The sequence below is a fragment of the Mitsuokella multacida DSM 20544 genome (genome assembly GCF_000155955.1).
Classification (GTDB): domain Bacteria; phylum Bacillota; class Negativicutes; order Selenomonadales; family Selenomonadaceae; genus Mitsuokella; species Mitsuokella multacida.
Genome location: NZ_GG697141.2, coordinates 635,396 through 660,160 on the forward strand (window position 1 = coordinate 635,396; position 24,765 = coordinate 660,160).

At 58.0% G+C, this 24,765-nt stretch carries 23 protein-coding genes and 1 riboswitch; of the genes, 20 read left to right on the forward strand and 3 right to left on the reverse strand.

The features are described from left to right. The first annotated feature begins 37 nt into the window (after positions 1–37). The 10 genes from MITSMUL_RS02990 (at position 38) to MITSMUL_RS03035 (ending at position 12,372) form a co-directional block, all read left to right on the forward strand. On the forward strand, positions 38–1,651 hold the full coding sequence (locus tag MITSMUL_RS02990; protein WP_005839812.1) for an MBL fold metallo-hydrolase RNA specificity domain-containing protein: 1,614 nt from the start codon (positions 38–40) through the stop codon (positions 1,649–1,651). Between the two features lie 312 nt (positions 1,652–1,963). Continuing rightward, a complete protein-coding gene (locus tag MITSMUL_RS02995) occupies positions 1,964–2,911 on the forward strand; it encodes an aspartate carbamoyltransferase catalytic subunit (RefSeq protein ID WP_040635369.1) in 948 nt (315 codons plus the stop codon). Then, the gene (locus tag MITSMUL_RS03000; protein ID WP_005839815.1) at positions 2,908–4,194 is read left to right on the forward strand and encodes a dihydroorotase; all 1,287 of its coding nucleotides are present in this window, start codon (positions 2,908–2,910) and stop codon (positions 4,192–4,194) included. The genes MITSMUL_RS02995 and MITSMUL_RS03000 overlap by 4 nt, the downstream gene beginning before the upstream one ends. Before the next feature lie 17 nt (positions 4,195–4,211). Continuing rightward, positions 4,212–5,285, forward strand: a complete 1,074-nt coding sequence (gene carA, locus MITSMUL_RS03005; protein WP_005839816.1) for a glutamine-hydrolyzing carbamoyl-phosphate synthase small subunit — start codon at positions 4,212–4,214, stop codon at positions 5,283–5,285. A 3-nt stretch (positions 5,286–5,288) separates the two neighbouring features. Then, entirely contained in the window at positions 5,289–8,516 is a 3,228-nt protein-coding gene (carB, locus tag MITSMUL_RS03010) for a carbamoyl-phosphate synthase large subunit (RefSeq protein ID WP_040635371.1), read from the forward strand. Beyond that, positions 8,503–9,282, forward strand: coding sequence for a dihydroorotate dehydrogenase electron transfer subunit (locus MITSMUL_RS03015; protein ID WP_005839820.1), 780 nt, complete (start codon positions 8,503–8,505; stop codon positions 9,280–9,282). The genes carB and MITSMUL_RS03015 overlap by 14 nt, the downstream gene beginning before the upstream one ends. Then, entirely contained in the window at positions 9,279–10,229 is a 951-nt protein-coding gene (locus tag MITSMUL_RS03020; RefSeq protein ID WP_005839822.1) for a dihydroorotate dehydrogenase, read from the forward strand. The genes MITSMUL_RS03015 and MITSMUL_RS03020 overlap by 4 nt, the downstream gene beginning before the upstream one ends. Before the next feature lie 8 nt (positions 10,230–10,237). After that, positions 10,238–10,963 carry an orotidine-5'-phosphate decarboxylase gene (gene pyrF / locus MITSMUL_RS03025; RefSeq protein ID WP_005839824.1) on the forward strand — a complete coding sequence of 242 codons (726 nt, stop codon included), beginning with the start codon at positions 10,238–10,240 and terminating at the stop codon, positions 10,961–10,963. A gap of 2 nt (positions 10,964–10,965) precedes the next feature. Beyond that, complete coding sequence (gene pyrE / locus MITSMUL_RS03030) at positions 10,966–11,550, forward strand: orotate phosphoribosyltransferase (protein ID WP_040635807.1); 585 nt, start codon at positions 10,966–10,968, stop codon at positions 11,548–11,550. Between the two features lie 195 nt (positions 11,551–11,745). Next, the gene (locus MITSMUL_RS03035) at positions 11,746–12,372 is read left to right on the forward strand and encodes a sugar O-acetyltransferase (RefSeq protein ID WP_005839830.1); all 627 of its coding nucleotides are present in this window, start codon (positions 11,746–11,748) and stop codon (positions 12,370–12,372) included. A 28-nt stretch (positions 12,373–12,400) separates the two neighbouring features. On the opposite strand, the gene MITSMUL_RS03040 is transcribed toward MITSMUL_RS03035, so the two are convergent. After that, the gene (locus tag MITSMUL_RS03040) at positions 12,401–13,141 is read right to left on the reverse strand and encodes a metallophosphoesterase (protein WP_005839832.1); all 741 of its coding nucleotides are present in this window, start codon (positions 13,139–13,141) and stop codon (positions 12,401–12,403) included. 378 nt (positions 13,142–13,519) lie between these two features. Here MITSMUL_RS03040 and MITSMUL_RS03045 point away from each other — a divergent pair, with 378 nt between their 5' ends. The 4 genes from MITSMUL_RS03045 to MITSMUL_RS03060 all read left to right on the forward strand — a co-directional run bounded on the left by MITSMUL_RS03045 (position 13,520) and on the right by MITSMUL_RS03060 (position 18,005). Further along, positions 13,520–14,203: an alpha/beta hydrolase gene (locus MITSMUL_RS03045; RefSeq protein ID WP_211205208.1), complete on the forward strand. Its 684-nt coding sequence runs from the start codon at positions 13,520–13,522 to the stop codon at positions 14,201–14,203. Between the two features lie 274 nt (positions 14,204–14,477). Next, complete coding sequence (locus MITSMUL_RS12060; RefSeq protein ID WP_147653083.1) at positions 14,478–16,349, forward strand: hypothetical protein; 1,872 nt, start codon at positions 14,478–14,480, stop codon at positions 16,347–16,349. 31 nt (positions 16,350–16,380) lie between these two features. After that, positions 16,381–17,220, forward strand: a complete 840-nt coding sequence (locus MITSMUL_RS03055; RefSeq protein ID WP_005839839.1) for a hypothetical protein — start codon at positions 16,381–16,383, stop codon at positions 17,218–17,220. Then, a complete protein-coding gene (locus MITSMUL_RS03060; protein ID WP_005839842.1) occupies positions 17,217–18,005 on the forward strand; it encodes a DUF6339 family protein in 789 nt (262 codons plus the stop codon). Before MITSMUL_RS03055 ends, MITSMUL_RS03060 begins: the two co-directional genes overlap by 4 nt. Positions 18,006–18,234: 229 nt before the next feature. Here MITSMUL_RS03060 and MITSMUL_RS12525 read toward each other — a convergent pair whose 3' ends face one another. Then, positions 18,235–18,390 carry a hypothetical protein gene (locus MITSMUL_RS12525; protein ID WP_005839843.1) on the reverse strand — a complete coding sequence of 52 codons (156 nt, stop codon included), beginning with the start codon at positions 18,388–18,390 and terminating at the stop codon, positions 18,235–18,237. A gap of 223 nt (positions 18,391–18,613) precedes the next feature. Then, positions 18,614–19,162, reverse strand: a complete 549-nt coding sequence (locus MITSMUL_RS03065) for a folate family ECF transporter S component (RefSeq protein ID WP_005839844.1) — start codon at positions 19,160–19,162, stop codon at positions 18,614–18,616. A gap of 104 nt (positions 19,163–19,266) precedes the next feature. After that, a riboswitch (THF riboswitch) is annotated at positions 19,267–19,365 on the reverse strand. A gap of 193 nt (positions 19,366–19,558) precedes the next feature. Here MITSMUL_RS03065 and MITSMUL_RS03070 point away from each other — a divergent pair. The 6 genes from MITSMUL_RS03070 (at position 19,559) to MITSMUL_RS03090 (ending at position 24,751) form a co-directional block, all read left to right on the forward strand. Continuing rightward, positions 19,559–20,308 (forward strand): nucleoside phosphorylase, encoded by a 750-nt coding sequence (locus MITSMUL_RS03070; RefSeq protein WP_005839845.1) that lies wholly within the window; start codon positions 19,559–19,561, stop codon positions 20,306–20,308. Position 20,309: 1 nt separating this feature from the next. Next, positions 20,310–20,483: a hypothetical protein gene (locus MITSMUL_RS12955; RefSeq protein WP_005839847.1), complete on the forward strand. Its 174-nt coding sequence runs from the start codon at positions 20,310–20,312 to the stop codon at positions 20,481–20,483. Further along, entirely contained in the window at positions 20,480–21,022 is a 543-nt protein-coding gene (gene pnuC, locus MITSMUL_RS03075; RefSeq protein WP_005839849.1) for a nicotinamide riboside transporter PnuC, read from the forward strand. Before MITSMUL_RS12955 ends, pnuC begins: the two co-directional genes overlap by 4 nt. 170 nt (positions 21,023–21,192) lie before the next feature. Beyond that, a complete protein-coding gene (locus MITSMUL_RS03080) occupies positions 21,193–22,161 on the forward strand; it encodes a D-2-hydroxyacid dehydrogenase (RefSeq protein WP_005839850.1) in 969 nt (322 codons plus the stop codon). A 242-nt stretch (positions 22,162–22,403) separates the two neighbouring features. Then, the gene (locus MITSMUL_RS03085; RefSeq protein WP_272869386.1) at positions 22,404–23,870 is read left to right on the forward strand and encodes a nicotinate phosphoribosyltransferase; all 1,467 of its coding nucleotides are present in this window, start codon (positions 22,404–22,406) and stop codon (positions 23,868–23,870) included. A gap of 17 nt (positions 23,871–23,887) precedes the next feature. Next, the gene (locus tag MITSMUL_RS03090; protein WP_040635374.1) at positions 23,888–24,751 is read left to right on the forward strand and encodes a shikimate dehydrogenase; all 864 of its coding nucleotides are present in this window, start codon (positions 23,888–23,890) and stop codon (positions 24,749–24,751) included. Positions 24,752–24,765 lie beyond the last annotated feature (14 nt).

Genomic DNA, 24,765 nt, shown 5'->3' on the forward strand with positions numbered 1-24,765 from the left:
ATACAAATGTATCACAACTGTATAAGGGGGCATTTCTATGCGACTCGAATTCTTAGGTGCGGCTCATACGGTCACGGGTTCCTGCTATCTGCTCGAGACGGGCGAGGACCGCTATCTGATCGACTGCGGCATGTTCCAGGGCTCAAAGCGCATCCGTGAGTACAACTACGAGGAGTTCTCGTTCAATCCGGCGGACATCGATGGCGTGCTCTTGACGCATGCGCATGTCGATCACTGCGGCCTTGTGCCGAAGCTCGTGCGCGAGGGATTCAAGGGGACGGTCTACGCGACGCAGGCGACCTGCGACCTCGCCAAGATCATGCTGCCCGACTCGGCACATATCCAGGAGTCGGACGCTGAGATGCTCAACCGCAAGGGACAGCGCCGCGGCGATGCGCCGGTCGAGCCGCTCTACGGCATCAACGACGCGCTCGACGCGCTCAAGCAGTTCTCTCCGGTCCCATACGACCAGGAACTGCACCTGTCCGACAACCTGCGCGTTTTCTTCCGCGATGCGGGCCACATCCTCGGCTCGGCCATCCTCGAAGTCTACGTGAAGGAGAACGGCAAGGAGACGAAGCTCGTCTTCTCGGGCGACCTCGGTCAGCCCGACCAGCCGATCCTGCGCGACCCGACAATCATCCACGGCGCCGACTTTGTCATCACGGAGTCGACGTACGGCGACCGCCTGCACCAGCTCTACGACAAGGAGACGGCGCTCATTGAGATCGTCAATGAGACGATGGACCGCGGCGGCAACCTCATCATCCCGTCGTTTGCTGTCGGCCGCACGCAGACGCTTCTCTACTATTTCTTCCGGCTGCACCGTGAGGGACGCCTCGACCCGGACATCCCAATCATCATCGATAGTCCGCTGGCCATCAATGCGACGCGCGTCTTCCTCAAGAACTTCCGCGATTTCGACGAGGATGCGCTCAAGGTCTTCGGCAAGAATGGCAAGGTGCCGGATTTCCCGCAGGTCCGTCTCTGTGAGACGGCGGCGGAGTCGCGCGCACTCAACTCGTCGGAAGGCTCGGCCATCATCATCTCAGCGTCGGGCATGGCCGATGCGGGCCGCGTGCTGCATCATCTCAAACACAACCTCTGGCGTCCGGAGTCGACAATCCTGTTCGTCGGCTACCAGGCGGAGGGGTGCCTTGGCCGCCGGCTCATCGACGGCATCACGCGCGTGCGCGTGCTCGGCGAGGAAATCGCGGTCAAGGCGCAGATCAAGAGCCTCGACGGCTTCTCGGCTCATGCCGACGCCAACCAGATCATGAGCTGGCTCGGCGAGATCACGAGCCCGAAGCCCGCGAAGATCTTCATCGTCCACGGCGAAGCGACGGCGCAGGGCGCGCTCAAGAGCCGCATCCAGAAGGAGCTCGGCATCGAGTGCTACGTGCCGTTCCGCGGCGATCTCGCGAAGATCACGGGCCGCACGGCGGAGATCATTCCGTCGAACATCCCGGCGGTCTCGGTCGAGAAGGAGATGGAGGACGTGCTGCGCGACTTCGACTCCGACTACCGTCAGCTGCGCCGCCGCGTCATGCACTATGTCGTGCGCCAGCCGAAGATGATGGAGCCGGTCATCAAGGTCATGAACAAGGCGCGCAACTACATCCGCAAACTCTTCACGCCGTTCAACATCTGAGCGCGAGCAGATCGTATCGAACATATACCGCAGGAAACGCAAAATGGCAGAGGGAAATCTTCTCATCTGCCTTGCGTTTCAGTTCAAGATACGATATAATAGCTACAGTCAAATGACACAGTTGAAAAAGGAAAATTGCCTTTTTAAGATGCGTACTGCGATGCGCATAAAGGGAGCCACAAAGTAACGTCATAAGCTTACGTAAAGCCAGGAGCTTTCTTATGCATACGCATAGGGAGCTCCTTTTCTGCATATCAGGGGCTGAAAAAGACAATGGACCATTTCTAGCGGATTCTTTAAGGAGTGATCAACTTGGGGAAAACAAATGTATCCTTACGGGGCAAGAACGTCCTCGGACTCGCTGACTTCTCGGCGGAGGAGATCCGTCTCGTGCTCGAGACGGCCAAGGAAATGAAGAACATCATCCATCGTGACATCAAGAAGGTCCCGACGCTGCGCGGCAAATCCATTGTCACGCTGTTCTACGAGCCGAGCACGCGCACGCGCACGTCGTTCGAACTCGCCGGCAAGTACCTCGGCGCGGACGTCGTCAACATCACGGCGGGTTCCTCGAGCATCGTCAAGGGCGAGAGCCTGCGCGATACGCTCTACACGATCGAGGCGATGGGCGTCGATGCCATCGTCATGCGCCACAAGGCAGAGGGCGCGGCGGAGTACGCCTCGCGCGTCGTGAGCCCGGTCATCATCAACGCGGGTGACGGCGCCCATGCGCATCCGTCGCAGGGTCTCCTGAACCTCTTCACGATCGAGCAGCACAAGGGTCATCTCGAAGGCCTCAAGGTCGCCATCCTCGGCGACGTCCTGCACAGCCGCGTCGCGCGCTCCGATATCTACGGCATGCGCAAGATGGGCATGGAAGTCCACATCGCCGGCCCGAAGACGCTCTTGCCGCGCTTCCTCTACGAGGAGCCGGGCATCGTCGTGCACGAGCGCATCGAGGATGCGATCAAGGACGCGGATGTCATCGAAGTCCTGCGCATCCAGCTCGAGCGCATGAAGGGCGGTCTCTTCCCGACGACGCGCGAATACGCCCGCATCTTCGGCCTCAACAATGAGCGCCTCGCCCTCGCGAAGGACGATGTGCTCGTCCTCCATCCGGGCCCGATGAATAAAGGATGGGAAATCTCACCGTTCGTCGCGTACGGCGACAACTCCGCGATTCAGGAAGAAGTCCAGAATGGCGTAGCAGTCCGCATGGCACTCTTTACCTTGGTTCTGACGGGAGGCAAACAGGAATGAAACTGATACTCAAAGGTGGCCGGGTCATCAATCCGGCAGAGCATTTTGACGAAGTCGCTGATGTGCTGATCGAGGATGGCAAGATTGCAGCCGTCGGCAAGGATCTTTCTGCAGAAGGTGCAGAAGTCTACGATGCAGCCGGCAAGATCGTCACGCCGGGCCTCATCGACATGCACACGCATTTCCGCGAGCCAGGCCAGGAGGCCAAAGAGGACTTCGAGTCCGGCTCGAAGGCAGCGGCAGCCGGCGGCTACACGACGGTCGCGACGATGCCGAACACGAAGCCGGTCGTCGACACGGCCGCTCTGGTGCGCAGCCTCGAGAAGCGCGCGGAGGACGTCGCGAAGGTCCACATCCGCATCATCGGTGCGGTCACGAAGGGGCAGAAGGGCCAGGAGCTCGCAGAGCTCGGCGACATGGTCGCAGCAGGTGCTGTCGCGTTCTCCGATGACGGCCATTTCGATCCGACGGCCAAGGTCCTCTTGAATGCTTACGATTACCTGCACACGTTCGACAAGGTCATCATCAACCACGAGGAAGAGCCGTCGCTCGTCGAGGACGGCGTCATGAATGAAGGCCATTGCAGTGCGATGCTCGGCATGAAGGGCCGCCCGACGGTCGCCGAGGATATCGCCGTCGCGCGCGACATCCTGCTCGCGGAGTATGCCGGTGCGCGCGTCCACGTCGCCCACATCAGCTCGGGCCGCTCGGTTGAGCTCGTGCGCGAGGCCAAGAAGCACGGCATCCGCGTCACGACGGAGGTCACGCCGCATCACCTGACGATGACGGACGAGTGCGTCAACCTCTACGACAGCTCGACGAAGACAAACCCGCCTCTGCGCTCGCAGAGCGATGTCGACGCGATGGTCGAGGGCCTCAAGGACGGCACGATCGACGCCATCGTCACGGACCATTCCCCGCACGCACAGGAGGAGAAGGACCGCGAGTACATCTACGCTCCAAGCGGCTTCCCGGGCCTCGAGACGGCCATCGGCGTGCTCTTCACGGACCTCTGCAAGACGGGCAAGGTCGACATCCCGACGATCATCGAGAAGATGACGTGGGGTCCGGCTAAGGCGTTCAAGCTCGATGCCGGCACGCTCTCCGTCGGCGCGAACGCCGACGTCACGGTCATCGACCCGGACCTTGTCTGGACGGTCGACCCGAAGAAGTTCTACACGAGAGGCAGCCATTCGCCGTTTGTCGGCCGCGAGCTCACGGGCAAGCCGGTCCTGACGATCGTCGATGGCAAGGTCGTCATGAAAGACGGCGTGGTTCTCTGATTAGCGAGGTGTTTTGAGTGAAAGGAAAATTGATCCTGGAAGACGGCAGCGTATTCCACGGGGAACTCTTGAACAATATCAAGGCAACGGGTGAGGTTGTCTTCAATACCGGCATGGTCGGCTATCAGGAAAGCCTGACGGACCCGTCCTACTGCCGCCAGATCCTGACGCTGACCTACCCGATGGTCGGCAACTACGGCATCGCCGACATCTTCATGCAGTCGCGCAAGTCGTTCGTCAATGGCTTCGTCATCGGCGAGCTCTGCGAGCACGGCAGCAACTGGCACTATGAGACGAGCCTCGCGGACTTTTTGACGAAGCAGGGCGTTCCGTGCCTCTACAATGTCGACACGCGCGCCGTCACGCGCAAGATCCGCAACGCCGGCACGATGAAGGGCATCATTGTCCCGGAAGACGCCGCGCAGACGGAGATTGACGAGCTCTTCGCCGTGCCCATCAAGAAGGACGTCGTCATGGAAGTCACGACGCCTGAGGCCTACACGCTCGAGAGCGAGAAGGAAGATGCGCCGTTTGTCGTCGCGATGGACTTCGGCGTCAAGCAGAACATCATCAAGTCGATGCACGACCTCGGCTTCAAGATCACGGTCGTGCCGGCGCACACGACGGCAGAGGAAGTGCTCGCCATGAATCCGGACGGCATCTTCCTCTCGAACGGCCCTGGCGACCCGGCGGACGTGCCGGAGATCGTCGAGGAGGTCAAGAAGCTCATCGGCAAGAAGCCAATCTTCGGCATCTGCCTCGGCCATCAGCTGCTGGCACTCGCGATGGGCGCGAAGACCTACAAGCTCAAGTTCGGCCATCGCGGCACGAACCAGCCGGTCAAGGACCTGCGCACGGGCAATGTCTACATCTCCTCGCAGAACCACGGCTACGCCGTCGACGAGGCATCCCTCAAGGACCTGCCGCTGACGGTCACGCACATCAATGTCAACGATGGTACGGTTGAAGGCATGCGCCACGAGACGCTGCCGATCTTCTCCGTGCAGTATCATCCGGAAGCAGCACCGGGACCGGACGACAATATGTACCTGTTCGACGAGTTCTGGGCAATGCTGAAGAAAGGGGAATGACTCGTGCCAAAGAAAGCGAATCTCAATAAAGTAATGGTCATCGGCTCTGGCCCAATCATCATCGGCCAGGCCGCTGAATTCGACTACGCCGGCTCGCAGGCCTGCCGCGCGCTCAAAGAAGAGGGCCTCGAAGTCGTGCTCGTCAACTCGAACCCGGCGACGATCATGACGGATACGCACATCGCCGACCGCGTCTACATCGAGCCGCTGACGGTCGAGTTCCTCGAGGAGATCATCTCGAAGGAGCGCCCGGACGGCCTGCTCGCGACGCTCGGCGGTCAGGCTGGCCTGAACCTTGCGGTACAGCTCTCGGAGAAGGGCGTACTCGAGAAGTACCATGTCGAGCTGCTCGGCACGCCGCTCAAGGCCATTGAGCGCGCCGAGGACCGCGAGCTCTTCAAGGAGACGATGCAGAAGCTCGGCGAGCCGATCCCCGAGAGCACAATCGTCGAGGATGTGCCGTCGGCTGTGGAGTTTGCCAATGAGATCGGCTACCCGGTCATCGTCCGCCCGGCCTACACGATGGGCGGTACTGGCGGCGGCATTGCCGAGAACGAGGAAGAGCTCGTCGAGATCGTCATCAAGGGCCTGACGTACTCCATGATCGGCCAAGTGCTCATCGAGCGCAGCGTCGCCGGCTGGAAAGAGATCGAGTATGAGGTCATGCGCGACGGCCACGACAACTGCATCACCGTCTGCAACATGGAGAACTTCGACCCGGTCGGCGTCCACACGGGCGACTCCATCGTCGTCGCTCCGTCGCAGACGCTGACGGATCACGAGTACCAGATGCTCCGCAGTGCATCGCTGCGCATCATCCGCGAGCTCGGCATCGAAGGCGGCTGCAACGCGCAGTACGCACTCGACCCGAACAGCAACCGCTACTACGTCATCGAGGTCAACCCGCGCGTCAGCCGCTCCTCGGCACTCGCTTCGAAGGCGACGGGCTATCCGATCGCCAAGGTCTCAGCCAAGATTGCCATCGGCTACACGCTCGATGAGATCACGAACGCCGTCACGCAGAAGACGAAGGCCTGCTTCGAGCCGGCGCTCGACTACTGCGTCGTCAAGTTCCCGCGCTGGCCGTTCGACAAATTCGTCTACGCGGACCGCACGCTCGGCACGCAGATGAAGGCGACGGGCGAGGTCATGAGCATCGACCGCCACTTCGAAGGCGCCATCCTCAAGGCCGTGCGCTCGCTCGAGATCGGCGTGCACCGCCTGCACATGGACAAGATGGACGAGTGGGACGATGCCCGCGTCAAGAAGAACCTCGCGCGCATCAACGACGAGCGCATCTTCGTCATTGCCGAGGCGCTGCGCCGCGGCATCGCGACGATCGACGAGATCCATGCGATCACGAAGATTGACAAGTGGTTCCTCTACAAGATCCAGAACATCACGGCCGTCGAGAACAAGCTCAAGGAAGAAGCCCTGACGCCGAGCCTCATGCTCGAGGCGAAGAACATCGGCCTCGCCGACCGCTCCATCGCCGAGATCACGGGCAAGACGCAGGACGAGATCCGCACGGTCCGCAAGACGATGCACATCCTGCCGCGCTACAAGATGGTCGATACGTGCGCAGCCGAGTTCGAGGCCGCTACGCCGTACTACTACTCGACCTTCCAGGCAGAGGAGGACGAAGTCAAGGTATCTGATGCCCGCAAGGTCATCGTGCTCGGCTCCGGCCCAATCCGCATCGGCCAGGGCGTCGAGTTCGACTACTGCTCGGTCCACTCCGTCTGGGCACTGCGCGAGATGGGCATCGAGGCCATCATCATCAACAACAACCCGGAGACCGTCTCAACGGACTTCGACATCTCCGACCGACTCTACTTCGAGCCGCTGACGACGGAAGATGTGCTCAACATCATCGATAAAGAGAATCCAGAGGGCGTCATCGTCCAGTTCGGCGGCCAGACGGCCATCAACCTCGCCGCATCCCTGCAGAAGGCCGGCGTCAAGGTTTTCGGCACGTCGGTCGACGACATCGATCGCGCCGAGGACCGCGAGCGCTTCGACGAAGTCCTCACGCAGACGCAGATCCCGCGTCCGCAGGGCATCAGCGTCACGAACCTCGACGAGGCTGTCACGGGCGCCGCGAAGATCGGTTATCCGGTCATGGTCCGCCCGTCGTACGTTCTCGGCGGCCGCGCGATGGAAATCGTCTACAATGAGGCCGAGCTGCGCGACTACATGAGCCGCGCTGTCAAGGTCACGCCGGACCATCCGGTCCTCGTCGACCGCTACATGCAGGGCACGGAAGTCGAGGTCGACGGCATCTCCGACGGTGTCGACGTCGTCATCCCGGGCATCATGGAGCACGTCGAGCGCGCCGGTGTCCACTCGGGTGACTCCATCGCCGTCTACCCGCCGCAGACGCTCTCCTCGAAGGTCATCTACACGATCATCGACTACACGAAGCGCCTCGCGCTCTCGCTGCACGTCAAGGGCCTCCTGAACATCCAGTTCGTCGTCGTCGACGGCGAGGTCTACATCATCGAGGTCAACCCGCGCTCCTCGCGCACGGTGCCGTTCCTCTCGAAGGTCACGAACGTCGACATGGTCGGCCTCGCGACGCGCATCGCCATGGGCCATACGCTCAAGGAACTCGGCTACAAGTCGGGCCTCGTGCCGCCGAAGCCGTATGTCGCCGTCAAGGCGCCGGTCTTCTCGTTCGCGAAGATGACGGACGTCGATATCGCGCTCGGACCTGAGATGAAGTCGACGGGCGAGGTCATGGGCATCGACTACCACTACGCGCGCGCCCTCTACAAGGCCATCATCGGCTCGGGCATCCACGTCCCGACGAAGGGCTGCATCCTCTTCACGGTTGCCGACAAGGACAAGGAAGAGATGAAGCAGCTCGCCAAGGCTTTCTCGGAGCTCGGCTTCGAGATCTGCGCGACGGAAGGCACGGCCAAGGCCATCCAGTCGATGGGCATCGACGCAGAGGTCGTCGGCAAGGTCCACGAGCGCAGTTCCGACATCATCCAGATGATCAAGAACGGCAAGATCAACATGGTCATCAACACGCTGACGCAGGGCAAGCACTCGGCCAAGGACGGCTTCAAGATCCGCCGCGCGACGGTCGAGCACGGCATCGCCTGCCTGACGTCTCTCGACACGGCTTGGGAAGTCCTGCGCGTGCTCTCCTTCATGCGGGAGCGCCGCCTCGTCTACTCGCTGGCCATCCAGGACTATGTAGGTGGTGGTGATGACCTTGCCTAATCAGCCGAAAAAAATCGTGCGCGATGCGAAGGTCCTCGCTCAGCAGGAGCTCGCGACGGACGTCTTCTTTCTCGTCGTCGAGGCGCCGGAGATTGCGCGCCTCGCGCGGGCCGGCCAGTTCGTGCAGCTGCGCATCCTCTCGGGGGACTTCACGCTGCGCCGCCCCGTCGGCGTGGCCGCGGTCGACGAGAAGAAGGGGAGCATTGCTTTCATCTACCGCGTCGTCGGCAGGGGGACAAAGGCGCTCTCCGAGCTGATGCCCGGAGAAATCGTCAACGTCCTCGGTCCGCTTGGCCACGGCTTCGCGATGCAGTACGAACATCCGCTGATCGTCGGCGGCGGCATGGGCCTCTCGCCCCTGCTTTATTACGCAGCGGCGATGCAGGGCAAGGCCGACGTCCTCATGGGAGGCAAGACGGCCGAAGAGCTCTTCTGGAAGAACCTCTTCGACGATCTCTGCGGCCAGTGCTTCCTGACGACGGATGACGGCTCGCTCGGCACGAAGGGTTTCACGACGACCGTCCTTCCCGAGATTCTCGAGAAGGGCGACTACGATGTCGTCGTGACCTGCGGCCCTGAGATCATGATGCGCGGCGTCGCCAAGATCGCCAAAGAGCACGGCATCCCGTGCGAAGTCTCGCTCGAGAAGCGCATGGCCTGCGGCCTCGGCGCCTGCCTCTCGTGCTCCATTGACACGACGGACGGCCAGCGCAAGAAGGTCTGCAAAGACGGCCCCGTCTTCCCGGCAGAGGAGGTGTTTGCATGAGTGACGAACGACTCCACACGAATCTGCTCGGCATCGCCATGCAGACGCCGGTACTGACGGCCTCGGGCACGTTCGGCTTCGGCGAGGAATTCGCCGACTTCGTCGACCTCTCGCGCCTCGGCGGCGTCATGGTCAAGGGCACGACGCTCCTGCCGCGCCGCGGCAACGACGGCGTGCGCATCACGGAGACACCGAAGGGCATGCTCAACTGCATCGGCCTCGAAAATCCGGGCGTCGAGCATTTCCTCAAGGAGACCCTGCCGCGCATCCAGCAGTACGGCATGAACGTCATCGTCAACATCTCAGGCAGCACGGCCGAGGACTACGGCAAGCTCGCCGGCCTCCTCGATGTGCCGGGCGTCGCCGCCATCGAGCTCAACGTCTCGTGCCCAAATGTCAAGGAAGGAGGCATCGTCTTCGGCACCGACCCGGAGGCGGCTTCGGCCGTCGTCCGCGCGGCCAAGGCGCATACCAAGAAGCCCGTCATCCTCAAGCTCTCGCCGAATGTCACGGACATCGTCGCGATGGCCAAGGCTGTCGAGGCGGCCGGCGCTGACGCGGTCTCGCTGATCAACACCCTGCTCGGCATGGAGATCGACATCCATCGCTTCCGCCCGGTGCTTGGCAACATCACCGGTGGTCTCTCGGGCCCATGCGTCAAGCCAGTCGCCGTGCGCATGGTCTGGCAGGTCGCGCAGGCCGTCCACATCCCGATCATCGGCATGGGCGGTATCGCGAGCGCCGAGGATGCCGTCGAGTTCTTCCTCGCCGGTGCGAGCGCCGTCGCCGTCGGCACGGCCAACTTCACCGACCCGGAGATCACGATGAAGATCTGCGATGGCCTCACGGATTACCTCGCCGAGAACGGCTTCTCGAGCATCGAGGAGATCGTCGGCAAGGCTAACCCGGGCTTTCTCGGTTTCCCAAAAGATGTTCAGAAAGGATAAGGAGAACTATGGCTATCAAAGCAGATGACCGCCTGATCGTGGCACTCGACTTCCACACGATGGAGGACGTCAAAGCCCTCGTCGAGAAGCTCGGAGATAGCGTCTCTTACTATAAAGTCGGCATGGAGCTCTTCTACAGCGTCGGCGGCGAAGTCGTCCGCTGGCTGCGTGGCCAGGGAAAGCACGTCTTCCTCGACCTCAAGCTCCACGACATCCCGAACACGGTGGCCGGCGGGCTCTGCTCGCTGATGGACCTCGGCGCCGACATCCTCAACGTCCATGCGAGTGGCGGCTATACGATGATGAAGACGGCGGCCGACCGGCTGCACGCCGCAGCAGAGGAGAGGGGCATCCCGTGCCCGAAGCTCATCGCCATCACGGTGCTCACGAGCATCAATCAGGAGGACTGGGATGGCGTCGGCCAGACGCTGCCCATCCAGGATGCCGTCGTGCGCCTCGCCAAGCTCGCGAAGTCGGCTGGCCTCGACGGTGTCGTCGCGTCGCCGCAGGAAGCGGCCCTGATTCGCGAGGCATGCGGCGCGGATTTCCTGATCGTGACGCCGGGCGTGCGCCCCGCTGGCTCGGCCATCAACGACCAGAGCCGCATCGCGACGCCTGCTAAGGCCCTCACAAATGGCGCGAGCCACCTCGTCATCGGCCGCCCAATCCGCGCTGCCGAAGACCCGAAAGCAGCCGCCGAGGCTATCTTGAAAGAAATGGAGACGGTAAAATGACAATGACCGAAGAAGAAGTAAAAGACCTGCTGGTCAAGACGAACGCCATCATGAATGGCCATTTCCTGCTGACGTCCGGCCTGCACAGCCCGCACTACGTCGAGAAATTCAACGTGCTGCAGCATCCGAAGTACACGCAGCAGCTCTGCGAGGCGATGGCCGAGAAGTTCAAGGACGCCAACATCGAGACCGTCGTCGGCCCGATGACCGGCGGCATCCTGCTCGCCCATGAGACGGGCAAGGCCCTCGGCACGCGCGCCATCTTCACCGAGCGCGTCGATGGCAAGATGACCTTCCGCCGCGGCTTCCACCTGCATCCGGGTGAGCGCTGCCTGATCGTCGAAGACATCGTCACGACCGGCGGCTCCATCAAGGAAGTCATCGACGTCGTCAAGGCCAACGGCGGCATCCCCGTCGCCGTCAGCATGCTCGTCGACCGCAGTGGCGGCAAAGTCAACTTCGGTGACGTCCCGTGCACCGCACTGCTGCACCTCAACGTTGAGACCTACAAGCCGGAGGACTGCCCGCTTTGCAAACAGGGCATCCCGATGACTAAGAGAGGCAGCACCGGAAAGGTGAATAAATAATAAATTTATTCATAAATTAAAATCGGCATCGTTCAGAATTACTGAATGATGCCGATTTTTTCTCCCCAATCGTATTCATATTCATCAGGCAGGAAACCGAAGGATATCATCGAATTAGTAAAAACAGAACACAAATAAAAAGAAAGAGAAAAGAGGAGATTGCATGAGTACACCATATGAGCAGATGAAGAGCAGATGAAGAGCGGGGAGATCTACTGGCCGTCGGATACGAGCCTGATGGAGCAGCAGTTCGACTGCTTGGAGAAACTCTACGACTTCAACGCGACGCGTCCGCATGAGCAGGAAAAGCGGCAGGCGCTGCTCAAGGAGATGCTGGCCGAAGTCGGCAAGGACTGCTACATCGAGCCGCCGCTGCGCGCGAACTGGGGCGGTCATCATCTGCATCTCGGCAATCAGGTCTACGCGAATTTCAACCTGACGCTCGTCGATGACTGCGACATCTACATCGGCGACCACACGATGATCGGGCCGAATGTCACGATTGCGACGGCCAACCATCCGCTGGCGCCAGAGCTCCGCGAGAGGGCCTACCAGTACAACCTGCCGGTCCACATCGGCAAGAACGTCTGGCTCGGCGCGGGCGTCATCGTCGTGCCCGGCGTCACGATTGGCGACAACACGGTCATCGGCGCAGGCAGTGTCGTGACGCGTGATATCCCCGCCAATGTGCTGGCCTTCGGCGTACCGTGCCGCGTACAGCGCGAGCTCGGCGACCACGATTGGGAGTTCTACCACAAGAACCGACGCATGCCGCAGGAACTCCTGAAGTACCGTCGGCCTGGCAAAGAGACAGAAGCCTGAGCCATGGCCCAGCTTTGCTGGGGCACGGTCAGAGGATCTTTACCGGTCGGAAGTCGAGGTAATCGCCCGAGACGAGCCGGTAGGTGATGCCGCGCACGGTGCCCTGCAGGCTGTCGTGGAAGCGTTCTTCGCCGTGGCAGTGTGAGTAGATGACCTGCTCGACGCCGTATTCCTCCGCGATATCCGTGAAGGGGCTTTGCTGCTCGAGGATGTTCGTCGGCGGATAGTGCAGGAACAGGAGGAACTTCTTGTAGCCTGCCTCCACGGCCGCATCGAGCGAACGGCGCAGCCGCACGCATTCGCGCTCGATGAGTTTCCTGGCATGTGCTTCGCGTTCCTCATCCCAGCCGACGACATGACCTTCGCCGTCAAGATAGAAGGGCCCTTCAAACGTGAAGCCCTTCGTGCCGACGAGTGCGTAGTCCTCGTAGGCATAGAAATTATTCTGCAGGAAGGACAGCCGCCCCTCGAACCGCCGGTTGAGGGAGGCTGTCCTCTTTGCATCCCAAAACATGTCGTGGTTGCCGCGCAGCAGGATCTTGCGCCCCGGCAGCGCCGCAATGAACGCGAGGTCCTGCTCGCACTCCGGCAGCTTGCGACCCCACGAATGGTCACCCGTGATGACGAGCGTGTCGTGCGGCCCGACGAGCGCCTCGCAGTTCCGCTTGATTTTTTCTTCATGGTGCTGCCACGCCTTGCCAAAGACGTCCATCGACTTCTCCGGCGTCTGGAACGAGAGGTGGAAGTCACCGATTGCAAAGAGAGCCATACTTACTGCTCCTTTCTTATATACTGTCGCACTGTGCTCAGGCAATGTACGGTTCGATTGACTTTTCTATATTTTTGTGGTATGCTTTGCATAGATAAAAAGAGCGAACCTAAGATGGTCGGCTCGGCATATCTGTAGGCTAAAATTTCGGCCATACAAACAGCGGTTGCTGACGCTGATGGCCATCGTACATCCCGAAAAGTCGTCCCTGGCAGGACGGCTTTTTTCATGCCTGCACATAGTATAGCAGGAATGGCAGGTACCAGCAAGGAGTCTTATTTAGATGAAAATGGAAATGGAGATGAAATAGATATGGGACAGTCCATCAAGAGAAACAGTAGGAAATGGCAGTGCGACGAGTTGCCCGTCGATTTTCCTTTGAGCGAGGAGGCAATGCGCGGCCTTGTCCTGCATGAACCAAGGCCACACGCCCTGCTCGTGCAACCCGTCGAGCAGGAAGAGATTGTTGCGCGCAAAGGGCTCTTTGATGAAGTCAGCGCCATTGCCGCCGCTATAAGCGTGCCGTTGGCTGTCGCGTTCATTGCTGTCAAGGACTGGAATCAGGAGCTATCCCCATGGCAGGCACCAGCCGTCTTCGGTAAGCAGGACTTCGGTGCAGGGGCAGGAGAGACACTGAAATCCATTGAGAAAATCCTGCCTGCACTTAAGAGGCATTATAATCTGCCAGAGAATGCCCCTGTTGTGCTTGGTGGTTACTCACTCGCCGCGCTCTTCTCGCTTTGGAGCGCCTACGAGAGCCACTCCTTCGCTGCCATTGCCGCCGCCTCGCCGTCCGTCTGGTTCCCCAGCTGGCTCGACTATGCCAAAGCCCATGATCCACACGCAGGCGCCATCTACCTGAGCCTCGGTGACCGCGAAGACAAGGGCCGCAACCCCGTCATGCGCACCGTCAGCACCTGCATCAAAGAGCAGCACGCCCTGCTGCAGGAAGCCGGCATCAAGACCACCCTCGCATGGAACCCCGGCAACCACTTCCAGCAGCCAGAACAGCGCTGCGCCAAGGGCTTCATCTGGTGCTTGGAGCAACTGTTCTCGGAATAAGTGCAGGCTGCCTTTCTTGATAAGATCTGTCAATCATGAAAGAAAGATTTTATATTTTGCATGTTTTCTTCATCAAAGATTATCGCTACCTTGACTTTTTATTAAGAACAGTGTATTCTGAATATGTTGGTTAATTGAATAGTTAAAGCATGATCTGATGAATGTTCAAGCTGCTTTTGGGGCTGACGATATGTCAGCCCTTTTGCTTATATGGCATGTCGGGATTTCTTATGATGAGTTAATGTTCGTCCATGCATGGAAAGAGGGGATTTGCATGCGAGAGATTGGCAAATGGAGATTTGCTTCGAATAACAAGGGAATTGTCGATGGCTTCAATGATCCGGGTATTGAAACGTTCAGCGCAGATTCGATTTCGTCGATGGTTCGCGAGGTCATCCAGAATTCCGTCGATCAGCAGGTAGATGAGAGTCGCCCTGTAGTCGTCGATTTTGATTTCTTTCAAGTCACGCAGGATGAGATTCCTGGCGGCAGGCAGCTGGGGGATATCTTTGATTGCTGCATCGAAGCCTCGCAAGGAGATCGGGTGGCAACAGACTTCTTTGAGCAGGCGAAGAAGCTTATGAAGGGCAAGATTGATGTCCTGCGCATCAGTGACCACAATACGACAGGGCTTGCTGGTGCTGAGACGAATAACAGCAAGACGCCTTGGCATCAGCTGGTCAAGGGACGTGGTTCCTCCAACAAGAATATCAATTCCGGCGGCAGCTTCGGCATTGGCAAGGCGGCGCCATTGGCTTGTTCTTATTTCCATACTATCTTCTATGCATCGAAGGCAGATACGGTGGATTCATACGTCGGCGTATCACGCCTGCTCTCATTCAAGCAGAAGGAATCTGGATTCTTTGGCAAGGAATTCACGACAACTGGTACGGGGTTCTATTCAGCTTCTGATGATATGAATGCAATCCTCAAGCCGTTCTCGATGGGTGATTTCAGACGAACGGACAATGGTACAGATATATACATCCTTGCACTTGAGAAAGACAAAGACTTGTATGGGACAATCCGCTTGGCTGTACTCAAGAATTTCTTTGTCTCAATCGAGTTCCAGAAACTCGTTGTCCACGTTGGTCAGGAAACGATTGACCGCAATACCTTAGCACAGTACATCGCACAGCTTGATGACAAAAAGTATGCGGAACTGAAAGACTACTACAATCTCCTGATTCATCGTGATGATGATCCAGAAGATAATCGCGTTATCCCGCTGGATGCAGCAGAATACGGCGAGAAGTATGGCATCAAAGACGGAGAATGCACCTTGCTGCTTCACCAGGGAGAGGACTTGAATCAGCGCGTTCTGATGACGAGAAAGACAGGCATGACACTGTTTCCACAGAGTCGGCTCGGAAACAGCATCTCGTATACGGGTATTCTTCTGATTCAAGGTGATACCATGAACCAGATCTTCAAAATGATGGAGATGCCGGCACATGACAAGTGGGAGCCAGGCCGATGCAAGGTCAAAAAGACTTTCTACGAGAACGCTTATACGGACCTGAAGAAGTATTTGCGCAAGAAAATCATCGAGAATTTCGGCGCACCGCAGCAAGATGTTGAGGTTGCCTATGGGATGGATGAATTCTTCGCCGATGCTGCAGGCGATGGGGCTCTGGATGTCGAGCTCAAGGAGCGAAAGCCAAAGGCAAAGATGATAAAGAGGAAAGCGAGCCGTCGTCGCACGGACAGAGAGGTCAAAGTGAAGGACCCGCTAGAGGAAGGCGGCCTTGGCGATGAGCCCCGTGCAGGTGACAAGAAAGATGATACGAAAAAGAAGAGGACGACTACAAAGGATCCTGCCAAGAATACATACAATTTCAAATTCAGAGCGGTCAAGAAACGTCTAATTGCCAACAACATGGTGAATGGAGAGTATACGCTTGCGTTCACGATTCCCATCAGCAAGTCGCGCATCCGCTTGGAAGTCGTCGGGATTGCTGAACGCGGCAATTACAAGATCCCCGTCAAAGACGTACAGATTGAGGGAAATGATTCAGCTGTAGAGGTGGAGAAGAACAGCATTACATTCGGCCCTGCCAAAAAGGGGCAGACGATTGCTGCGCATTTCTCAACGGGATTCCAAGGTCCGATGATGATGGAGGTGAACTACTATGAGGCTAAATAAGGGGCTCACTCCATATCCGGTACTCAGCAGTATGGATGACGATTATGTACGCGGCAGTTTCCGCGCGGAAGTGCAGGAAGATATCACGTTTGGGCAGTTGAAGCTCAGCATCGACTATATGCTTGATGACCCCGGTCTTCAAAGATTGTTGACACAGGGAAAGGTCAGTTATGTGACGCATGTGGAATGTTCTCTTGTCGGCTATCGTCAGATTTTCTCATCCAAGAATGCCCATGAAGATGTAACGATTGACGCGGGAAATCTTACGAATGAAGTCGAGATCAGTACTTATATTGTTGCGACAGAGAATATACAAGGATATCATAATGAGCAGTTCAATGTGGGTTTTGGCAAAGATGCGTCCTTTGATATCTGGAAAGGAGGCATCCTGGCCATTGGCCCGGAGTATACTATCGATATCAACCGTGATGGCAAGAACTACGACAAGATGGCCGATATCCTTGCCATCGCTGTCGACGAAGGAAATCCCGGCGATGTCTGGGTCGATAGCGAGGGCGATTGCCTGCGACTTTTTGTGAGCCGTGACCTCTTCAATGTCTATCACCGCCACAAGGCCAGTGATCGGTACATGATGATCCAGACATTCTTTGTCCCCGCCATCATGGAGGTCCTGATGGATATGAAAGAAGTCGATAAGGACAGCGACGAAGGGATGGATTCCTATCGCTGGTACGGTGTATTCAAGAAACTGTTGGAACAGAACGGTATTGACATCGAGGACATCCAGCTGGGCACGGGCAGCAGCAAGAAGAATGTCGGGCGTCTTGCACAGCAGATTTTCAAATATCCTTTGCTGCATGCGATGGACGAACTAGAACGAGCAGAACGGGACGGAGGTGACGACGAATGAGACTGCAGTACTTGACCGATGAAGGCATCCAATATCTGAAAGGCAATTTTGAAGCAAATCTGCCGCGTTACATCCAGCGAGATTCGGCCTACTTCGCTGACCTGTTGAAAAAACAGGATTTCCTGCAGGATACTGGATACGATTTTAATTCCTTTGCATCCAATCTGCAGGTGACAGACGATGCTTCCACCGATGACGTCCATAATGCCGAGGTCATCCATCGTGCCCTCAGTGATCTCCCGTATTATATGGCAATCGACGAGAAGATATGGGCTGCGCTGTTGCACACCTATCTATTTGATTTCGTCTGCGAGAAGAAAAAAGACCTCTTGGATGAGAATGTCCGGGATTACCAGAATAAGATTTACAATTCTTTCTTCACCTATACGAGACACGGCAAGCGCAGGGGAACCTTCGTCAACTGTGTTGCCAGTCTTTACTGGGGCGCTGAGATGGTCTACGACCCAAGCAACCACGATGATCCCTATGGTTTGCTTAAAGAGATTGCGGCTACAGGATATCCGAGCACGATTGTCATCTTCTCGTCCAGCCGCATCCTTGGTCGGCGGGAGACATGCATCGGCTTCCTCAAGGCAATCCGCAAATTGCGTATGGCGCAAAAGTGGAATGTCGACCGCCCAGCAGTCGTCTCAGGCATCAAATACCTCAATCTCATCGCAGGACTGAGCATGCTCGACATGCGGTCCGAAGAAGAGATAGAGCATATAACCGAAATGTTCTACCAAGGATATTTCCAGAACCAAGAGCACAAGGACGAGCAGTAGTGATAGTATAACTGCGTTGCATGACTCGATTGACTTTTCCTCTATCTTTGTGGTATACTTTGCATAGATAAAAAGAGCGAACCTAAGATGGTCGGCTCGGCATATCTGGTGACTAAAAAGTTTTTTCAGCCATACAAACAGCGTTGGCAGACGCTGATGGCCACCGTACATCCTGAGAAAGTCGTCCGTAGTGGGACGGCTTTTTCATTTGTGGACGTACGCCGAAGGGTTACTTGCGAATGATGCGGAGCAGTTCCAGCAGGAACTTTCCGTCAATGACCCCGAAGGAAGCCAATACGATCAAGGCGAGGAAGACCAGCACCGAGAGTGCAGCCAGTCCGCAGACCGTGAGGATTGCGACCTCCGAGGAGAGAAATGCTTCCATGGAAGCAGGCATTCGTCACGTGACACCAGAGGCATCACGTCCCTTTCTTGTTTGGATTTATGCCAGAGCCAGACGGCTCGATTACCGATGACCATCAATTGCATCGTAGATGACAGCAATTGCTGTGTTCGCTCTAAAACATAGTATAGCAGGAATACAAGATGTCAGCAAGGAATCTTGAAGGGGATTCTATGGAGTAGGGTGTGTTATACCCTACTGCTCGTTAGGCTCCCGTAGAGGGCGCTGGCCTGCTGGCTTCTGGCTGTGGGAACTGCTCGGGCAGGAAACGTAGCAGTGGCCGGTAGACCGCGAGGAAGAGGCCGACTTCCATCGGATAGCAGAGAAGGTTCTTGATGAGGCGGCTCAGGAAGATGGCCGAAGCGGCCTTGTGGTAGAAGATGGTCAGCCAGAGCGTGTTGAGGCCCAGGTGGATGAAGACCATGACGAGGAAGAACGGGATGCAGGCGCGCCGCAGCGTGACGCGCTTGCGATAGAAGAACCAGCCGTAGATATAGCCTGTGAGAAAGCCGGAGACGAGAAAGCCCGGGAAGAAGATACTCGTGCCGAGCAGGGTCGTGCCGATGAAGTCGGCGGCTGCTGCAACGAGACCAGCCTTCATGGGCCCGTACATTGCACCATAGATGGCAATCGGCAAAAAGCCGAACGTGATGCGCACGAAGATCGTCTGGATGGCAAAGACATAGGAGAAGAGCACAGCCAGGGCTACGGAGACACCGGCATAAACGAGGGGTTTGACGGAGAATCTGGACATGAAAAAAAGACCTTCCTTTCCATTGTGGTACGCGTACCATCGCGTACCAATGTGTCGCAGCGTTGCTGCAACAAGGAATGTCTTTAACTGCCTTCCATGCCTGCAGCAGCGGGATGCAATGCTTACACCGCAGCCTGATGGCTTTCGTCCGGCTATCAACTCCCCGTATACCCGGCACTTAACGCATAAACACCTACTCTGCTTATTCTTTTGCATCGATGTCTGTAGTATAGCGCAGATTTTCTCGCTTGGCAACAGCAGTTCTTTTTCTGTATAAATCTGCAACGAGAGCAATGCATCTTATCTTGTCGCCTGCCAGTCTCTGTAGTACAATGATGCTGATGGAGCGTTTGTTCTGTCATGCAGATGATAGGTTTTGTATAAGGGGGCGTTCTTATGGACAAGGAACGGAAAGTAGAGGCTCCGCAGCCGCATACGCAGCTGACACATGCGATCGGGACGGACCGGGCGATCATCATGGGGGACCCGGCGCGGGTGGATACGATTGCGAAGCTTATGGATGACCCGCAGCCTTGGGCGTTTAACCGCGAATACAAGTCGGTCGTCGGCACATACCGCGGTCAGCGGATCTTGGCGATGTCGACGGGCATCGGGGCGCCGTCGGCTGGCATCGGTGTCGAGGAACTCCACAATGTCGGCGTGAAGTACGTCATCCGCGTGGGCTCGGCTGGCGCGATGCAGAAGGACATCCCGCTCGGCAGGCTCGTGATTGCGGAGGGGGTCGTGCGCGATGACGGTCTCTCGCGCAAGTACGTGCCGGAGATCTATCCGGCTGTGCCGTCGTACCGGCTCCTGCACCTCGCACACCGCTATGCACCGCAGGCGGTCTACGGCATCGTGCGCTCGCATGACGGCTTCTATGTCGACGACAATGCCGAGGTCGAGTCGTTCTGGTCGAAGAAGGGCATCAAGGCGGACGACATGGAGTCGGGCATTCTCATGGTCATCGGCAGGCTGCGCGGCATAGAGACGCTGTCCATCCTCAACAACGTCGTGCTCTATCAGGGTGACCTTGCGGAAGGCGTCAACAGTCTCGTCAACAGTGCGGACCTTGTGGCGCAGGGGGAGCGCGACTCGCTGCTGACGGCGCTGAATATCCTGTCGGACAAGGAAATGGAGAAATGACATGACGAAACACAATTGGTTCTACAGCCAGCTCTTCACGAACTGGAAGCGCTTTGAGGTCATCTACGTGACCATCCTGATTCTCTTGCAGCTCACGGTCTTTGCCATTGTGCCAGACAGTCCAATCGGCATGATCTCGGGCTCGCGGGTGTCATTTGCCTCGTCTACGGCATGAAGGGGCGCAAGATTTCCTTTATCTTTGGCTTTATCCAGTGCGTGGCGATGACGTACGTTGCGTGGATCAGCCATGCGTACGGCTCGTTTGCAATGGACATCGTCTACGTCATCTCGCAGCCGATTGGCTGGTACCTCTGGGGACGCCAGCAGCAGACGCATTCGTTCCAGCCGGGCACGCGCAAGAAGGTGTTCTTCGGCGCGTTTCTCGCCTGGGCCATCGGCTGGTGGGTGCTCGCGGGTGTCGGCGGTCAGCTGCCGTACTTCGACTCGATCAACTTTGTCATCAGCTTTATCGCGCAGGTCCTCTACGTGCTCAAGTACAACGAGAACTGGTCGCTCTGGATCTTCGTCAACATCGCGAACTTTGTCTACTGGTCGATCCTGTCGGTCCAGATGATGATGGGCGACAACACGATCGGCACGCTCGGTGCAAACCTCTCGCAGGTCGCTCTGCAGGCGGCTCTGCTCTTCAATGCAATCTATGCACAGAAAGTCTGGAGCAGCGGCGAGGCCAACAACGAAGGCGGCGCAGCCTGACGATAAGTATAGAAGGCATCCCTTCTCTGGGGATATCTTTTTTGTTCTGCTGTAACTCTGTAACATCTTTTTGCTTTTTGGAAAAGGCTTCTGGAGAGTTTTGGCGAATTCAAGAAATGTAACATAGATACCGGTAACTTAAAGCTTGACGACAGAAAGGGGCTTTTTTCATGAAGATCGCTGTTGTGAATTCCTTTATGAACGATGCGCATCGTGAGAAGATATCGGCTGCGGCTGCACAGCACAGCATGGAGGTCGCATATTATAAGACGAATGACGAGGCGCTGCCGCACCTCGCGGATGTCGACATCATCTATGCGGCGGCGACGGGTGGCGGCTCGAAGCTCGCGGAGGCGGCGCCGCACCTTAAGTGGTTCTGCAGTGTGTCGGCCGGCGTTGATCCGGTGCTGAAGCCGGGCGTGCTGCCGGACGGCTGCCTGCTGTCGAATTCGTCGGGCGCGTACGGCGTGACGATTGCGGAGCACCTCGTCATGGTGACGCTGATGCTCGTGCGCCGCTATCCGGAGTACGCGGAAATCATCCGTCGCCACGAGTGGAAGAACAACCTGCCGCTGCGCTCCATTAAGGGCAGCCGCGTGACGATTGTCGGCACGGGCGATATCGGCACGCGCTATGCGGAGCGCATCCAGTCGTTCCAGCCGGCGGCCATCATCGGCGTCAGCCGCACGGGCCGCAAGCGCAGTCCGGTCTACGACACGGTCGTCAAGCAGGAGGAGCTCGAGTCGTACCTGCCAAAGACGGACATCCTCGTTCTCTGCTTGCCGGGCACGAAGGAGACGACGAACATGATCTCACGCGAGCGCCTGGCTATGCTGCCGGAAGATGCATTCGTCATCAATGTCGGCCGCGGCAATTCGATCGACCAGGCGGCGCTCGTCGAGGCGCTCAATGCGGGGCATCTTGCTGGCGCGGCGCTCGACGTCATGGCCAAGGAGCCAATACCGGAGGGCGACCCGCTCTGGACGGCGAAGAACGTCATCCTGACGCCGCACTGCTCGGGCAAGATGACGCTCGCCTACACGCGCGACAAGACGGTCGAGATGTTCTGCGAGGACCTCGAGCACTTCGTCAAGCAGGAGCCGCTCGAGCACGAGGTCAAGCGCGACCTCGGCTACTGACTGTATTCTGCTCCTGCAGAGCGTGTGTCTGTGTTCAAATGAAGGAAGAGAGCTGTTGCGCGATGCGCGGCGGCTCTTTTTTCTTGTATTTCCGCTCTTTTTCAGGCTTTTTCGCGGGATACGTTTTGCATACCACTGGCTAAGATGATATAATTGTTACCGTATATCCATATCCGAATGTCCAAGATACTTCTATACTAGTACGGCTGCGCTCCGGTGCGGCATCAAAGGGGTTGGCTTCATTGACGCAAACACAGTTTGATAAACGCAATATCACGATGATGATGGACTTCTACGAACTGACCATGGCCAATGGTTACTTCAAGGACCACGACAAGGACGTCCAGGTGGCGTTCGATGTCTTCTATCGCCAGAATCCGGACGAAGGCGGCTTCGCCATCTTCGCGGGTCTCGAGCAGGTCATCGAGTATGTGGAGAACATGACCTTCACGGATGAGGATGTCGAGTACTTCCGCCAGCAGCACATGTTCTCGGAGGAATTCCTGACGTACCTCAAGAACTTCCATTTCAAGGGCGACATCTACGCGCTGCCGGAAGGCACGGTCATGTATCCGAATGAACCAATCCTGACGGTCGTCGCGCCGCTCATCGACGCGCAGCTCGTGGAGACGGCCATTCTCGCGCAGATCAACCATCAGTCGCTGATTGCGACGAAGGCGCGCCGCATCTGCAAGGCGGCTGCCGGCCGTGCGGTATCGGACTTCGGCGCCCGCCGCGCCCATAACATGGATGCGGCGACGTACGGCGCACGCGCTGCCTACATTGGCGGTGTCGTTGGCACGGCGACGTGCTCGGCTGGCGAGATGTTCGGCATCCCGATCTCGGGCACGATGGCGCACAGCTGGGTCATGTTCTACGGTGATGAGTACGAAGCGTTCAAGAAGTATGCAGAGACGTATCCGGATGCGACCATCCTGCTCGTCGATACCTACGATGTCATCCATTCGGGCATCCCGAATGCCATCCGCATTGCGCATGAGGTTCTCGAGCCGATGGGCAAGCGCCTCCTCGGCATCCGCATCGACTCGGGCGACCTCGCGTACCTTTCCAAGCGCGTGCGCAAGATGCTCGACGAGGCGGGCCTGTCGGACTGCAAGATCGTCGTCTCGAACAGCCTCGATGAGTTCACGGTCTCGTCGCTCTTGACGCAGCAGGGCGCTTGCATCGATTCGTTTGGCATCGGCGAGCGTCTGATCACGGCGAAGTCGGAGCCAGTCTTCGGTGCCGTCTACAAGCTCGCGGCCGTCGGCGAGAACGACCACTTCGCGCCGCGCATCAAGGTCTCGGAAAATGTCGAGAAAATCACGAATCCCGGTCTCAAGGACCTCTACCGCGTCTACAATGAGAACGGCCATGCGGTCGCGGATCTCATCGCAAAGTGCGGCGAGCAGCTGGACGATTCGCGGCCACTGCGCTATGTTGACCCGCAGAAACCGTGGAAGAACCGCTCGTTCGAGAACTGCACGTTCAAGAACCTGCGCAAGTGCTATGTCCGCCAGGGCAAGCGCACGGAAGAGCTGCCGAAACTCGATGCGATCCGTAACTATGTCAAGAACCAGCTCGACCACGAGATCTGGGAAGAGGAGCAGCGCTTTGAGAATCCGCACCGCCATTACCTCGATATGACACCGGACTACTACGAGCTCAAGATGGACCTCTTGACGAAGACGCGTCGCGCACACGGCTGATGGGCAGGGGAGAGGCAATGATCAAAGGAACGACAAAGAATCTCGGCGTCATGGGCTGGCCCATCGCGCACTCGCTCTCGCCGGTGCTGCAGAATGCGGCCATCGAGGAGGCGGGGCTTGACTACGTCTATATCTCGCTGCCCGTGCCACCGGAGAAACTCAAGGAAGCGGTGGCGGGCCTCAGAGCCATGCAGTTTTCGGGCTGGAATGTCACGATTCCGCACAAGCAGGCCATCATGGCGGAACTCGATGTGGTCGATGAGGACGCCCGCATCATCGGGGCGGTCAATACGGTTGTCAACCGGGATGGCCACCTGACGGGTTACAACACGGACTGCATTGGCTTCATGCAGCCGCTCGCCCAGCAGGGCTTCTCGCCGAAGGGGAAGGCAGCGACTCTGCTTGGTGCCGGTGGTGCCGCGCGCGCCGTCATCTGGGGCCTGCTGCGCGCCAAGGTCCGGCGCATCACGCTCGGCGTGCGCAACCCGGCGAAGGCCGAGCGCCTCGCTGAGGAGTTCGCATCTTACGGCGAGATCCAGGTGCTCCACTGGGAGGACGGCGCCTTCTTGGACCACCTCGCGGTGACGGACCTGCTCGTCAACACGACGCCACTCGGCATGTACCCGCATGTCGAGGGCATGCCGCCCGTCGACTGGACGAAGCTCAAGAAAGACGCGCTCGTCTACGACATCATCTACACGCCGGAGCGCACGCGCTTCCTCAGCGAGGCGCAGGCGCACGGCCACGCCATCATCAACGGCGAGGGCATGCTGGCCGGCCAGGGGGCGGCGGCCTTCACACTCTGGACGGGTGTGACTCCGGACCTTGCGCTGATGAAGCGCGCTCTGCGCGAAGAACTCGCCTCGCGTCAGGGCAAATAATCAAAAAAACAGTG